At 71.4% G+C, this 14,202-nt stretch carries 12 protein-coding genes, 1 rRNA gene and 1 pseudogene; 2 read left to right on the top strand and 12 right to left on the bottom strand.

All coding sequences use genetic code 11. The features are described from left to right. Nucleotides 1-11: 11 nt before the first annotated feature. The 5 genes from M2283_RS19985 to M2283_RS19965 all read right to left on the bottom strand — a co-directional run bounded on the left by M2283_RS19985 (nucleotide 12) and on the right by M2283_RS19965 (nucleotide 5,509). A complete protein-coding gene (locus M2283_RS19985; RefSeq protein ID WP_280877666.1) occupies nucleotides 12-1,148 on the bottom strand; it encodes a glycosyltransferase family 4 protein in 1,137 nt (378 codons plus the stop codon). A gap of 468 nt (nucleotides 1,149-1,616) precedes the next feature. Beyond that, complete coding sequence (recN, locus tag M2283_RS19980) at nucleotides 1,617-3,335, bottom strand: DNA repair protein RecN (RefSeq protein WP_280878188.1); 1,719 nt, start codon at nucleotides 3,333-3,335, stop codon at nucleotides 1,617-1,619. 161 nt (nucleotides 3,336-3,496) lie between these two features. Next, a complete protein-coding gene (locus M2283_RS19975) occupies nucleotides 3,497-4,405 on the bottom strand; it encodes an NAD kinase (protein ID WP_124002468.1) in 909 nt (302 codons plus the stop codon). After that, the gene (locus M2283_RS19970; protein ID WP_280877665.1) at nucleotides 4,402-5,217 is read right to left on the bottom strand and encodes a TlyA family RNA methyltransferase; all 816 of its coding nucleotides are present in this window, start codon (nucleotides 5,215-5,217) and stop codon (nucleotides 4,402-4,404) included. Before M2283_RS19970 ends, M2283_RS19975 begins: the two co-directional genes overlap by 4 nt. A gap of 7 nt (nucleotides 5,218-5,224) precedes the next feature. Next, nucleotides 5,225-5,509 carry a hypothetical protein gene (locus M2283_RS19965; RefSeq protein ID WP_280877664.1) on the bottom strand — a complete coding sequence of 95 codons (285 nt, stop codon included), beginning with the start codon at nucleotides 5,507-5,509 and terminating at the stop codon, nucleotides 5,225-5,227. A gap of 42 nt (nucleotides 5,510-5,551) precedes the next feature. Here M2283_RS19965 and M2283_RS19960 point away from each other — a divergent pair, with 42 nt between their 5' ends. Beyond that, nucleotides 5,552-5,899 carry an SCP2 sterol-binding domain-containing protein gene (locus tag M2283_RS19960; RefSeq protein ID WP_280877663.1) on the top strand — a complete coding sequence of 116 codons (348 nt, stop codon included), beginning with the start codon at nucleotides 5,552-5,554 and terminating at the stop codon, nucleotides 5,897-5,899. On the opposite strand, the gene M2283_RS19955 is transcribed toward M2283_RS19960, so the two are convergent. The 4 genes from M2283_RS19955 to M2283_RS19940 form a co-directional block, all read right to left on the bottom strand. Then, nucleotides 5,883-6,743 carry an ABC transporter ATP-binding protein gene (locus M2283_RS19955; protein ID WP_280877662.1) on the bottom strand — a complete coding sequence of 287 codons (861 nt, stop codon included), beginning with the start codon at nucleotides 6,741-6,743 and terminating at the stop codon, nucleotides 5,883-5,885. The two genes, M2283_RS19960 and M2283_RS19955, sit on opposite strands and share 17 nt — an antisense overlap. A gap of 46 nt (nucleotides 6,744-6,789) precedes the next feature. After that, nucleotides 6,790-7,827 (bottom strand): FecCD family ABC transporter permease, encoded by a 1,038-nt coding sequence (locus tag M2283_RS19950; protein ID WP_432423102.1) that lies wholly within the window; start codon nucleotides 7,825-7,827, stop codon nucleotides 6,790-6,792. Then, nucleotides 7,824-8,867: a FecCD family ABC transporter permease gene (locus M2283_RS19945; protein WP_280877660.1), complete on the bottom strand. Its 1,044-nt coding sequence runs from the start codon at nucleotides 8,865-8,867 to the stop codon at nucleotides 7,824-7,826. The genes M2283_RS19950 and M2283_RS19945 overlap by 4 nt, the downstream gene beginning before the upstream one ends. A gap of 89 nt (nucleotides 8,868-8,956) precedes the next feature. Then, nucleotides 8,957-9,985, bottom strand: a complete 1,029-nt coding sequence (locus M2283_RS19940) for an HAD hydrolase-like protein (RefSeq protein WP_280877659.1) — start codon at nucleotides 9,983-9,985, stop codon at nucleotides 8,957-8,959. Nucleotides 9,986-10,056: 71 nt separating this feature from the next. Between M2283_RS19940 and M2283_RS19935 the strand changes: the two genes are divergently transcribed. Further along, nucleotides 10,057-11,346, top strand: a complete 1,290-nt coding sequence (locus M2283_RS19935; protein ID WP_280877658.1) for a DUF1015 domain-containing protein — start codon at nucleotides 10,057-10,059, stop codon at nucleotides 11,344-11,346. Between the two features lie 75 nt (nucleotides 11,347-11,421). On the opposite strand, the gene M2283_RS19930 is transcribed toward M2283_RS19935, so the two are convergent. The 3 genes and pseudogenes from M2283_RS19930 to rrf form a co-directional block, all read right to left on the bottom strand. Next, on the bottom strand, nucleotides 11,422-12,315 hold the full coding sequence (locus tag M2283_RS19930; protein WP_280878187.1) for a tetratricopeptide repeat protein: 894 nt from the start codon (nucleotides 12,313-12,315) through the stop codon (nucleotides 11,422-11,424). Between the two features lie 15 nt (nucleotides 12,316-12,330). Next, nucleotides 12,331-13,320, bottom strand: a pseudogene (locus tag M2283_RS51960) (hypothetical protein); the annotation flags it as partial. A 586-nt stretch (nucleotides 13,321-13,906) separates the two neighbouring features. Next, nucleotides 13,907-14,023: ribosomal RNA gene (gene rrf / locus M2283_RS19920) — 5S ribosomal RNA — on the bottom strand. Between the last annotated feature and the right edge of the window lie 179 nt (nucleotides 14,024-14,202).

The raw sequence follows: 14,202 nt of genomic DNA, 5'->3' as shown, positions 1-14,202 counted from the left end.
GGCCGGGGCTGCTAGATGAGCGGCCGAGGCTGCGTCAACTCGTCGTACACACTCAGCACTTGCGCGACCGTCTCGTCCTCGGTCGGCCAGGTGGCCGCCTGTCGGACGCCCTTCTCCCTGAGGAGTTCGCAGCGCTCGGGGTCGGCGAGCAGGCGCACGACGGCGTCGGCGAGGGCCTCCGCGTCCGCGGCGGGGACGAGTTCGGCGGCGTCGCCGACGAGTTCGGGGATGCCTCCGACGCGGGTCGCGACCAGCGGCACGCGTGCGTGGAGGGCCTCCTGGGCGAGCACGGAGCGCGCTTCCCGGCCGCTCGGCAGCAGTGCGAGGTCGGCGGCGGCGAGGAGTTCGGGGATGTCGTCGCGCCGTCCGACGAGCCGGACCGGCAGTCCCTCGTCCTCGATCCGGCGCTGCAACTCGCCCCGGAGCGGCCCCTCCCCCGCGATCGCGACGAGCGGCACGGGGTCTAGGCCGCGCCACGCGCGCGTGGCGTCCAGGAGGGTGTCGTAGCCCCGGTGCCGCTCCAGGGAGCCGACGGCCATCAGCAACGGGCGGCCGATGGCGCCGAGTTCGGCCCGCACCTTGGGGCGCAGCCGGTCGGGGTCGTCCTGCTCGGCGGAGTGGCGCGGGCCCGGCAGGGAGACGGCGGCGAGCCGGGCGTCCCGCGCCCCGGTACGGCGGGCCCGGTCCACGAGGTCCGAGGTGGTGCCGAGCACCACGGTGGCGGCCTTGACGACCCGCCGCTCCAGCAGGCGCAGCAGATGGGCGCGGGCGCCCTCCGCGTACGCGCGGTCGTGCCAGGTGACGACGAGCGGGGTACGCCGGCCGCTGAGCGCCAGTACGGCACGGAAGGAGGCGTGCAGGCCGTGCGCGTGGACCAGGTCGGCGTCCCTGCACGCGTCACGGAGGGCGGCCACGGAGGCCGGGTCGCTGCTGCGGGGCACGTGCACGTGTTCGGCACCGGCGCCGGTGAAGTCGTAGGTGTGATCGGCCTCGGCGGGGGCGCACACCGTGACGCGTACGCCCCGTGCGGCGAGCCCGGAGGCCAGCGAACGCACGTGTGCGCTACTGCCGGCGTTGCCTCCGCCGAGCACCTGGACGGTGCGCAGCGGCGACTGGCCGGTCGCTGAGTGGCTGCTCACGTGGGTCACGTGGCCGGGGCTCCTGGTTCGGCGTCGGGCGGTCACGAAGAAAGTACAGAAGGATCGAGCGGAGGGGGTGTACCGCGCGGCTTCCTCCACGTACAAGCCCAAGGATGCCAGCACGCACGGGCGTTCCGGGAACGCCGAGGGCGCGAGGAGTCGGCGGACCTGGGCGCCGGGTCACCCACACGGGTGAGGGAAGCGGTGGTTCCGGTGACAGAACGAGGGCGGGCAGGTAGGCGGGCGGACCTGGTTCCCCATGCGCTGTCGCACTCGGAGGCACCCTCGCTCGGAGACACCCGCACTCGGCGATCTTGGTGACCCCCCTCCCCACGTGCCGTTGCGCTCGCACGCGGGCGCGCCCGCCCCACACGCCGTTACGCGCCCTCCCGCCACCCGAAACCGCCCCGACGCGGCCGCACCGGTCCGGCCACGTCGGCAGCCGCGACACCGACCCCGAGCCGCGCCTTCGCGCCGCTACCCGTCAGCCCGAGCCGTGGCCAACAGCTCCTCCGCATGCGCCCGAGCCGTCTGCGAGTCCTCCTGGCCGGCCAGCATCCGGGACAACTCCCGGATCCGCTCCTCGCCTTCGAGGACCTTCACGCCGGACCGGGTCACGGACCCGTCGTTCGTCTTCTCCACCAGCAGCTGGCGGTCGGCGAACGCGGCGACCTGCGGGAGGTGGGTGACGACGACCACCTGCGCGGACTTGGCGAGTTTGGCGAGCCGGCGTCCGATCTCGACCGCCGCCTTGCCGCCGACGCCGGCGTCGACCTCGTCGAAGAGGTACGTCGGCACGGGGTCGGTGCCCGCGAACACGACCTCGACGGCGAGCATCACGCGTGAGAGTTCACCGCCGGACGCGCCCTTGGCGATGGGCCGCGGCGGTGCTCCCGGGTGCGGGGCGAGGAGCAGTTCGACCTCGTCGACGCCGGACGGCCCGTAGGCGACCGTGCGTCCGCCGACCTCCACGCCCTCCGGGTCCTCGGTCTGCCGGATCTCGAACGAGATGCGCGCGTGGGGCATGGCGAGCGAGGCCAGCTCGGCGGTCACGGCGGCCGCGAACCGCTCCGCCGCCTCCGCCCGCGCATCGCTCAACGCCTGCGCGAGTCCGCCCAGTTCGACCCGCAGCGCGTCCCGCTCGACGGTCAGTTCGTCGATCCGCTCGTCGTCGCCGTCCAGCTCGGTCAGCCGCGCGGCACTCTGTTCGGCCCAGGAGAGCACGGAGTTGACGTCCTCGCCGTACTTCCGGGTCAGCGCGGTGAGCGCGGCCCGCCGCTCCTCGACGGCCGACAGCCGCAGCGGATCGGCGTCGAGATCGTCGGCGTACCCCGCCAACTCCCCTGCCACATCGCCGAGAAGGATCCCGATCTCCCCGATCCGGTCGGCGAGCGCGGACAGCGCCGGGTCGTGCGCCCTTACGGCGTCCAGGGCCCGGTGAGCGCCCGCGACCAGCGTGGCGGCGTCGATGCCCTCGGGGTCCTCGGGGTTGCCGGCGAGGGCGGCATGGGCGGCCGTGGCGGCGGACGACAGGGCCTCGGCGTGGCCGAGCCGCTCCGCCTCCTCCGCCAGCTCCACGTCCTCACCGGCGCGCGGTTCGACGCCCGCGATCTCGTCGAGGCCGTAGCGCAGTCGGTCGGCTTCCTGGGCCCGCTCACGCGCACGGGTGACGATCTCGTCCAGCTCGACCGAGACGGCCCGCAAGCGCCGGTAGGCCTCGCCGTACTTGGCGAGCGGGCCGGCGACGGCGTCACCGGCGTACCGGTCGAGCGCCTGTCGCTGCCGGGACAGCTTCAGCAGCCCCTGCTGGTCGGTCTGGCCGTGGACGGCCACGAGGTCGTCGGCGAGTTCCGCGAGCAGCCCCACGGGCACGCTGCGTCCGCCCACATGCGCCCGCGACCGCCCTTCGGCGGAAACGGTACGGCTGATGAGCAGCGCCCCGTCGTCGAGTTCGGCCCCGGCCTCCTCGGCGCGCACGATGGCCGAGGCGCCCGGGGGAACGGAGATCCGCCCCTCCACGACCGCCTTCTCGGCGCCGATCCGTACCAGCGCCGCATCCGCCCGTCCGCCCAGCAGCAGTCCCAGGCTGGTGACCACCATGGTCTTGCCCGCACCCGTCTCACCGGTGACGGCGGTGAACCCGGGCGACAGCTCGACGACCGCGTCGTCGATGACACCGAGCGACCGTATCCGCATTTCTTCCAGCACGATGAAGACCTTACGAGGTCCGACCGGGCGAGTGCGAGGTGCCCTTGTCACCCGGGGGAGTGTCAGGCCCCGAGCGGGGCGCGGAACTGCGCGAGCGACCACAAACCCACCCACGGTCGCCCGCGCTTCCACACATCCGCCTCGAACGGCTAGTGGTGCGGCGCCCCGCGCCATCCGGAGACCGGCAACGCGAACTTCGCGACCAACCGGTCCGTGAACGAGGCGTGATGCAGCCGGGCCAGCCGCACCGGCACAGCGCCCCGCCGCACCTCGACCCGCGCCCCCGGCGGCAACTCGAAGGTCCGCCGCCCGTCGCACCACAGCACCCCCGGCGGAATGTGCGGCAGCAGCTCCACGGCGAGCACCGAGTTCGGCGAGGTCACCAGCGGCTTCGCGAACAGCGCGTGCGCGCTGATCGGCACCATCAGCAGCGCCTCCACCTCGGGCCACACCACCGGTCCCCCGGCGGAAAAGGCGTACGCGGTGGATCCGGTGGGCGTCGACAGCACGATCCCGTCGCACCCGAACCCGGTGACCGGTCGCCCGTCGATCTCCAGGACGACCTCAAGGAGCTTCTCGGCGCCGGCCTTCTGCACCGCCGCCTCGTTCAGCGCCCAGTCCGTGTGCACGATGTCGCCGTTGCGGTGGACGACCACATCGACGGTCATCCGCTCCTCGACCTCGTAGGACTTGGAGACCACCCGGTCGACGACCTTGTCGAGGTCGTCCCGCTCGGCCTCGGCGAGGAAGCCGACGCTGCCGAGGTTGACGCCGAGCATCGGCACCCCGGACGCGCGGGCGAACTCGGCGCCGCGCAGCAGCGTCCCGTCACCGCCCAGCACGATGAGCAACTCGCACCCTTCGAGGCACTGTGCGGTCGCTTCCTTGACCAGCTCCACCTCTTCGGGCAGCGGCAGGTCGGCGGCCTCGTACTCCAGGACGCGTACGCCGATTCCCTCGCGCAGCAGGCCCTTCACCACCAGTTCGGCGCTGCGGATGGCCGCGGGCCGCCCGGTATGGGCGAGCAGGAAAACAGTACGAGCTCGGTTCGGTGTCAACGGGGCCCCTCCGCCACTGCACGGTCGACATCGGCCGGGTCCAGTTGGGGTGCCCCGGCCCGCAGCCACAGAAAATACTCGACGTTCCCGGAGGGTCCGGGCAGCGGGCTGGCGGTGACGCCCTTCACCCCGAGCCCGAGCTCCCACGCCTTCCCGGCCACCCCCCGCACGGCCTCCGCCCGCAGCTGCGTACTGCGTACGACACCGCCGCTGCCCAGCCGTTCCTTCCCCACCTCGAACTGCGGCTTGACCATCATCACCAGGTCGGCGTCCGTCTTCACACACCGCGCGAGGGCCGGCAGCACCAGCCCGAGCGGGATGAAGGACAGATCACCCACGACAAGATCCACAGGTTCCCCATCGATCGCTTCAAGCGTCAACTCGCGTACGTTCGTACGGTCCTTGACGGTGACGCGTTCATCGCTCTGGAGAGACCAAGCGAGTTGTCCGTATCCGACATCCACCGCCACGACATGGTCGGCACCTGCCCGCAACAGGACATCGGTGAAACCGCCGGTGGACGCGCCGGCGTCCAGCGCCCGCCGCCCCTCCACCACGAGTCCCTGCGGTACGAAGGCCTCCAGCGCGCCCGCGAGCTTGTGGCCGCCCCGGGAGACGTAGTCGGGATCGCTGTCGTCGGTCTGGACGACGATCGCCGCCGCGGTCTCCACCTGCGTGGCGGACTTGGTCGCGACGGTCTTGCCGACGGTGACCCGGCCGGCCGCGATCAGCTGCCCGGCGTGCTCGCGCGAGCGCGCCAGCTTCCGGCGGACCAGCTCCGCGTCCAGACGGCGGCGTGCGACTCCTGCCACGTTCGGTTCAGCTCCTGCTTTCGTACGGTCCTGGGGGCGCCGGAGGTCCCGGGCGGGCGTCGAGCGCGGTGAGCGCGTCGCGCAGCCCCCGGTGTACATCCTCGTACACCTCGAGGTGTCCGTCCGTGGCGAGGTGGTCGGCGTCGCCCAGCCGCCGCAGCTGCTCGTCGACCTCGGCGTCGCCGGTCGGAGTGCGGTCCACGGCCAGGGGGGCGGGAGCGGCGGGGTCGTACTCGGGTTCGACCTCGGCCGGTTCCTCCTGCGCTGTGGCCTCGGGCACTGTGTCGCTCATGCCCAGACGCTACCCCGAAGAGCTGGGGTACCGTCGATCACGATGGCCACGATCGAGGAGTGCCGCGTCGCACTCGAAAAGCTCTCGGACAACATGCAGCGCGCCGAGGGGGACGTCCGCACGGCGGCGGCCCTGGACCGCTCGGTGAGCTGCCGCATCACGGACCTGGACGTCACGTTCGTCGGCCGTATGACGGACGGCCGGATCGTGGTCCAGGACACCCTGCTGGGCCCTCCCAAGGAGAAGGCCCAGATCAGGCTGGCCATGGCCGGCGACGACCTGGTGGCGCTGGTGAACGGCGAGCTGAACTTCGCGAAGGCCTGGGGCTCGGGCCGGGTGCGCCTGGAGGCAGGCCTGCGCGATCTGTTCCAGCTCAGGAAGCTTCTGTAGCGGCGACCTTCTCCTCCACCGCGGCGACCTCCTTCTTGAGGTCGGCCCGTGCCTGCGTACGCGCCTTCCGGGCGGCCGGCACCACCAGCGGGGTCCCCGTCTCCGGGTCGTCGATGACCTGGCAGCGCAGCCCGAACACGTCCTCGACCAGTTCGGCCGTCACGATGTCCTTCGGCGCCCCCTCGGCGATGATCCGCCCCTCCCGCAGCGCGATGAGGTGCGTGGCGTACCGGGACGCGTGGTTCAGGTCGTGCAGCACGGCGACCAGCGTGCGCCCCTGCTCCTCGTGCAGCTCGGCACAGAGGTCCAGGACGTCGATCTGGTGCTGGATGTCGAGGTACGTCGTCGGCTCGTCGAGCAGCAGCAAAGGGGTCTGCTGAGCGAGCGCCATGGCGATCCACACGCGCTGGCGCTGGCCGCCGGACAATTCGTCGACATAGCGATCGGCGAGCTCGGCGACCCCGGTCTGCGTCATGGACTCCTGTACGACCCGCTCGTCCTCGGTCGACCACTGGCGCAGGATGCCCTGGTGCGGGTAGCGGCCGCGGCCGACGAGGTCGGCGACGGTGATCCCGTCGGGGGCGATGGAGGTCTGCGGCAGCAGGCCCAGGGTGCGCGCGACCTTCTTGGCGGGCATCGACTGGATGACCTGGCCGTCCAGCAGCACCTGGCCGACGTTGGGCTTGAGCATCCGCGACAGCGCGCGCAGCAGCGTGGACTTGCCGCACGCGTTCGGCCCGACGATCACGGTGAAGGAGTTGTCGGGGATCTCCACCGAGAGCTGCTCGGCGATGACCCGCTGGTCGTAGGCGAGGGTGACGTTCTCGGCGGACAGGCGGTTCACGGTGCTCCTTCGGTTGTCCAGCCCGCGGCTGGAGGTGCTTGGTCGCTCATATCCGGCCCGCCCTGCGCTCGCCGACGAGCAGCCACAGCAGGTAGACACCGCCGAGGACACCGGTGACGACGCCGACGGGTATCTGGTCGGCGCCGAAGATCCGCTGCGAGAGCCAGTCGGCGGTGACCAGCAGGGCGGCGCCCATGCACAGGGACGGCAGCAGGTTCGGGCCGGGCGAGCGGGTCAGCCGGCGCGCGAGCTGCGGCGCGGTGAGTGCTACGAAGCCGACGGGACCGGCGGCGGCGGTCGCGGTCGCGGTGAGCAGGACGGCGGCCACCAGCAGCAGCGCCCGGACCCGCTCGACGCGCACACCGAGGGCGTTCGACACGTCGTCGCCCATCTCCATCATCCGCAGGCCACGCCCGTTGACGAGGACCAGCGGCACGAGCACCGCGCACAGCGCGAGCAGCGGCCAGACCTGGTCCCAGTCCCTGCCGCTGAGCGACCCGGTCATCCAGACGACCGCCCGGGTCGCATCGACGATGTCGGAGATGGTGAGCAGATAGCCGTTGACCGCGGTGACGATCGCGGAGACGCCGATGCCGACCAGGACCAGTCGATAACCGTGCACGCCCCGCTTCCAGGCGAGCAGATAGATGGCGATCCCGGTCGCCAGGGCGCCCACGAGCGCGCCCATGGTGACCTGGGCGGCGCTGCCGGAGAACAGCACGATCATCACGAGCGCCCCGGCCGTCGCCCCCTGGCTGAGGCCGAGCACGTCCGGGCTGCCCAGCGGATTGCGGGTGACGGCCTGGAAGAGGGCGCCGCCGAGTCCGAGCGAGGCGCCGACCAGCAGACCGACCAGGATCCGGGGCAGCCGCAGTTCGTTGACGATGAACTCCTGGCCGGCGTCCCCGTTCCCGGCCAGCGTCTTGACCACGTCGCCTGCCGAGATGGGGAAGTCACCGGTCCCGATCAGCACGACGCTCGCGGCGAACGCGGTGAGCAGCAGCAGGGATACGACGGTGACGGCACGGACGTCCAGACGCAGGGAGAGTCCACCCGGCGTCCTCATGACACGGTTGGTCCTCACAGCTGCGTCGTCCTCCGGCGTCGTACGAGATAGATGAAGACCGGGCCGCCGATGATCGCGGTGACGATGCCGACCTGGACCTCCGAGGGACGCGCGACGATCCGGCCGACGACGTCCGAGCCGAGCAGCATCACGGGCGACAGGATCGTGGCGTACGGCAGGATCCAGCGCAGGTCGGGGCCGGTGAAGGACCGCACGACGTGCGGGACCATCAGGCCGACGAACACGATCGGCCCGCAGGCCGCGGTCGCCGCCCCGCACAGCACGGTGGCGGCGAGCATCGCCAGCGCCCGGGTGCGGTTGAGGTTGGCACCGAGGGCCTTGGCGGTGTCGTCGCCCATGGCCACGGCGTTGAGCGGCCGGGCGAGCGCGAGGGCGAGGACCGTGCCGACCGCGATGAACGGCAGCACCTGCTCGATGGTCGCGTCGCTCGCCGTCGCCAGTGAACCGACCGTCCAGAAGCGCATCTTGCCGAGCGCCGCCTGGTCACTGATCATCACGGCCTGGAGATAGCCGTAGAGCGCGGCACTGATCGCGGTGCCGGCGAGCGCGAGCCGCACGGGCGTCGCACCCCGGCTGCCACCCAGGAACCAGACCAGCGCGCCGACGGCGGCCGCGCCGAGGAAGGCGAACCAGACGTACCCGGTCAGCGAGGTGACGCCGAAGTACGTCATGGCGGTCACGACCGCGGCGGACGCGCCCGCGTTGATGCCGAGCAGTCCGGGGTCGGCCAGCGGATTGCGGGTGAGCGCCTGCAGTACGGCTCCGGAGAGTCCGAGCGCGGCGCCGGCGAGCAGTCCGAGCAGCGTGCGCGAGACGCGCTCCGCGACGACGACGTCCCCGTAGGTCCCCGAGTCCTCGAACAGGCCGTGCCAGACCTGCGTCAAGGACAGCTCTTTCGCGCCGATCGCGATGCTCGCCACCGCGACGAGCACCAGGATCAGCAGGGAGACCAGGAGCCCAAAGGCCCGTATCGCCCGGCGGTTTGGGGGCACGGGGGCGGTTTCCGCGCGCTGTTCGGGAGGACTGTCGACCAACACGCAGTTAGGTTAGCCTACCCTCGCATTCGCCTTCGATCCCTGGTCGCGACCGCCTTTCGATTCACCGCCACGGCACCATGTGGTCCGGCTCACAACGCCAGTCGCGCCAGGGCCTTCTCCGCGTCCAGCTCGCAGCTGCCGTCGCCGGCCGCCGTCCAGGCCGCCGCGCACAGCGCCCGCAGTCCGTCCAAGGCCTCGCCGTCGCCGTCGAGTTCCAGCCGGTCCGAGCCCGCCCTGGCGGTCCAGCCGCCGCACCGGAACCCGTCACCGGCCTCTTCGATCTCCGGCTGTCCCGTCAGCATCCCGCGCAGATCGGCGTCGACATACGTCGGCCGGTGCTGGGGCGGAGCCGCGAGCAGTTGGGGGCCGTCGGTGACGCCCGTGAGGACCAGCAGCGAGTCCACCTCGCCGTTGAACGCGCCCTCGATGTCCGTGTCCAGCCGGTCCCCGACCACCAACGGCCGCTTGGCGCCGGTCCGCAGGATGGTCTCCCGGTGCATCGGGGGCAGCGGCTTGCCGGCGATCTGCGGCTCGGCACCGGTCGTGATCCGGACGACCTCCACCGCCGCGCCGTTGCCCGGCGCGATGCCGCGCGCGCTCGGGATCGTCAGGTCGGTGTTGGACGCGAACCAGGGCACCCCGCGCGCGATGGCATAACTGGCCTCCGCGAACCGCGCCCACGCCAGATCGGGCCCGCCGTACCCCTGGACCACGGCCGCCGGATCGTCGTCCGCCGACTCGACCGGCTCCAGACCGCGCTCGCGCAGCGCGACCCGCAACCCCTCGCCGCCGATCACCAGCACCCGCGACTTCTCCGGCACCTGCTCGCTGATCAGCCGCGCGACCGCCTGCGCGGAGGTGATGACGTCCTCGGCACCCGTCGGTATCCCCAGCGCGGTGAGATGCGCGGCCACGACATCCGGGGTCCGCAGCGCGTTGTTGGTGACGTAGGCGAGACGCATCCCGCCCTCCCGCGCGGTGGCGAGCGAGTCGACCGCGTACGCGATCGCGTTCCCGCCCGCGTACACCACCCCGTCCAGGTCGAGGAGCGCCGTGTCGTACGCCTCACTCAGGGCCTGGCCACTGCCCTCGGGCTTCCTCCTGGCGCTCTGGCTCATTCCACATCGCTCCTCGTTCGACGGCTTTCCCCGATCATCCCGCACGCCACTGACACACGTACGATGCCGGGATGAACACTGCAGGTCACTCGGAAGCAACGGTGCCCCGAGGCCTGGAACTCACCCCGTTCCGAGGCCTACGGTACGACCCCGACCGGGTCGGCAGCCTGGCCGCCGTGACATCTCCGCCGTACGACGTCGTCGTACGCCCCGACGGCCTGCACCATCTCCAGGACTCCGATCCGCACAACATCGTCCGCCTGATCCTGCCGCAGGCCACCACGCCCAGTGCCCGCAACGAACAGGCGGCCGACACCCTGCGCCGCTGGGTCTCCGAGGGCGTCCTGACCACCGACGCCGAACCGGGCCTGTACATCTACGAACAGCGCCACGACGACGGCATGCTCCAGCGCGGCATCATCGGCGCCCTGCGCGTCTCGGACCCCTCCGAGGGCGTGGTGCTGCCCCACGAGGACGTCATGCCGCACGTGGTAGCCGACCGCGCGGCCCTGATGCGCGCCACCTCAGCGAACCTGGAGCCCCTGCTCCTGACCTACCGCGGCAACGGCTCGGCCCCCACCTCGGAGGTCGTCGAACGCACCGCCCAGCAGCCCCCGTTGCTCGCCACCACCACGGAGGACGGCTACAGCCACCGCCTGTGGTCGGTCACCGACCCGGCCGACCTGGCCGGCGTCCGCTCCGACCTCGCCCACCACCAAGCCCTGATCGCCGACGGCCACCACCGCTGGGCGACTTATCGACTTCTACGCGCGGAGCACGCCTCCCCCAGCGCCTGGGACCACGGCCTGGTCCTCCTTGTCGACACGGCCCGCTACCCCCTCCGGGTCCGCGCCATCCACCGCCTCCTGCACGGTGTACCGGTCGCCGACGCCCTGGCCGCCCTCGACGGCCTCTTCCGCGTCCAGCGCCTGGACGTACCCCTGCCGGAAGCCCTCGTGACCCTCGCGGACGCGGCCTGCGCGGGCAACGCCTTCCTGCTGGCCGGCGACGGCGCCTTCCACCTCGTCGACCACCCGGACCCAGCCCTCCTCGCCCGCACGATCCCCGCCGACCACCCGTCGGCCTGGCGCACCCTGGACGCGACGGTCCTGCACGCCACGCTCCTCGACCACGTCTGGCACATCCCCGAGGACTCCCCGGCCCACATCGCCTACATCCACGACACGGCCGCGACGGTCGAGAAGGCCGAACGCGACGGCGGCACGGCCGTCCTCATGCACCCCGTCCGCGAGGAGGTCGTCCGCGACCTGGCCCGCCAGGGCGTGACGATGCCCCGCAAGTCGACGTCGTTCGGCCCGAAACCGGCATCTGGTCTGGTGCTACGCGCGCTGGAACTCTGACATCCGACGACCGGGCCTGAGGCCGGACATGCAAAAGGGCGGGACCTCACGGCCCCGCCCTTCTCACTGCACAGATCAGTTCTTGCCGTCCTCGACGTCGTCGTCCCCGACTACGTCTTCTACGTCGTCCTCGACCCGAACCTCGTCCTCAACGGGGACCTCAGCCGGAGCCTCAACCTCGGTGTCGGCCTCAACCGCAACCTCGGTGTCGACCTCTGCCTCGACGTCCGTCTCAGTCTCGGTCTCGGTCTCGGTCTCGTCGTCGGCCTGCTCGCCGTCGCTCTCGTCCTCGACGAACGCGTCGACGAACGCGACCCCGTCCAGCTCGGCGAGCCGGTCCGAGGCGTCCGTGCTGCCGTCCCGGTCGGCCTCGATCGCCTTCCCGAACCACTCCCGCGCCTCAGCCTCACGGCCGGCGGCGAGCAGCGCGTCCGCGTACGCGTACCGCAGCCGCGCGGTCCACGGCTGTACGGAGCTGGAGGCGAGCTCGGGGCTCTGCAGCGTCACGATGGCCGCGTCGAGCTGGTCCATGTCACGCCGGGCGCCGGCCACGACGAGCCTCATCTCGACCTGCCCGGCCTTGTCGAGCTTGTTCACCTCGGGAGCACCGGCCATGTCCAGCGCCTTCTCCGGCCGCCCGAGCCCACGCTCGCAGTCCGCCATCACGGGCCACAGGTCCGCGGACCCGGTCATCCGCCGCGCGGCCCGGAACTCTCCGAGCGCCTCGGAGTACTTCTGGTTCGCGTACGCCGCGAACCCGGCCGCCTCCCGTACAGCAGCGACACGCGACGCCAGCCGCAACGCCACCTTCGAGTAGCCGTACGCGCCCTCGGGGTCCTCGTCGATGAGCCGGGCAACCATCACCAGGTTCTTCGCAACGTCCTCGGCGAGCGTCTTGGGCAGGCTCTGCAGCTCCTGCCGTACGTCCTTGTCGATCTCGTCACCAGTGACGTCCTCGGGAATCGGCAGCCGCTTGATCGGCTCACGGTCCCTGTCCCGATCCCGGTCGTCACGGCCTCGGAAACCGCCGCCGCCCTGCCGATCGTCACGTCCTCGGTAACCACCGCGGTCGTCCCTACGGTCGTCACGTCGGGGCCCATGCCCACCACGGTCGTCCCGCCCACGGAACCCACCGCTGCGCTCGCCTCGGTTGTCATCACGCCGGAAGCCACCGCGGTCACCGTCACGGCGCTCCCCACCACCACGGTCATCACGCCGGACGGCGGGCCTGTCACCCCCACGGTCGCCCCGGTCGTCACGGCGGAAGGGCGGACGGTCACCACGGTCGTCCCTACGCGGCCCACGATCACGGTCATCGCGCTGGAACGACGGGCGCGAACCACGGTCACGGTCATCCCGCTGGAACGACGGACGCGAGCCACGATCGCGGTCGTCCCGCTGACCAGCCGGACGAGAACCACGGTCACCGCGGTCGTCGCGACGGAAGGGGGGACGGTCACCACGGTCGTCCCGACGCGGCCCACGGTCCCGATCGTCACGCTGGAAGGAGGGACGGGAACCCCGGTCACGGTCATCCCGCTGGAACGACGGACGCGAACCACGGTCACGGTCATCCCGCTGACCAGCCGGACGAGAACCACGATCGCGGTCGTCACGCTGGAACGACGGACGCGACCCGCGGTCGCGGTCGTCCCTACGGTCGTCACGGCGGGGTGCGCTGCCTCGGTCGCCGTCACGGCGGTCATCGCGACGGTCGTCACGCCGGAAGCCACCGCGGTCGCCGTCCCGGCGCTCCCCACGGTCATCTCGCTGGAACGACGGACGCGAACCACGATCGCGGTCATCGCGCTGGCCAGCCGGACGGGAACCACGGTCGCCCCGGTCGTCACGGCGGAAGGGCGGACGGTCACCACGGTCGTCCCGACGCGGCCCACGATCACGATCGTCCCGCTGGAAGGACGGACGCGAACCACGGTCCCGATCGTCACGCTGGAACGACGGACGGGAACCACGGTCGCGGTCATCGCGCTGGAACGACGGGCGCGAGCTACGATCGCGGTCGTCACGCTGACCAGCCGGACGAGAACCACGGTCACCGCGGTCGTCACGCTGGAACGACGGACGCGAACCACGGTCACCATCGCGACGGTCCTCACGACGACCCGCGTAACCACCTCGGTTGTCATCCCGCCGGAAGCCACCGCGGTCGCCGCGGTCATCGCTCCGGCGGTCGCTGGAGCCACCCCGATTGTCGTCGCGGCGGCCGGGTGCAGGTCGATTGTCGTCGCGGCGGGCATAGCCACCACGGTTGGCACCACCGGAACCACCGGAACCACCGGCGGCCCCGGAGCCACCGCGGTCACTGCGACCTCCGCGGTAACCACCACGGTCGCCGCGATCACCACTGTCCCGGCGCCGCTGGTCGCGCTCCGGTCGATCCTCGGGAGAGTTGGTGGACATCGGTGACTCCTGTCTTCGGTACCGCAAGTCATTCTCGCGCAGCCGAGTAGCCGGCGCGCTCCGGGTGGAGCTTGATTCAAAAAAACAAAAGGACCCCTGGCCCCAGCTTGACGCTGGGACCAGGGGTCCTCCAAAGATTGTTCGGCGGCGTCCTACTCTCCCACAGGGTCCCCCCTGCAGTACCATCGGCGCTGTAAGGCTTAGCTTCCGGGTTCGAAATGTAACCGGGCGTTTCCCTCACGCTATGGCCACCGAAACCCTAATGGTTTCGAGCGAACAAGCACACTTTTCTGTTGTGTGGTTCAAGCTCTAGCCGACAACCGTTCGTTGTCTCAGAACTAACACAGTGGACGCGAGCAACTGAGGACAAGCCCTCGGCCTATTAGTACCGGTCACCTCCACCCATTACTGGGCTTCCAGATCCGGCCTATCAAC

This window comes from Streptomyces pseudovenezuelae (assembly GCF_029892565.1).
Taxonomy (GTDB): domain Bacteria; phylum Actinomycetota; class Actinomycetes; order Streptomycetales; family Streptomycetaceae; genus Streptomyces; species Streptomyces pseudovenezuelae_A.
Note: the sequence above shows the minus strand (reverse complement) of the source record. Positions and strands in the feature narration are given on the sequence as shown.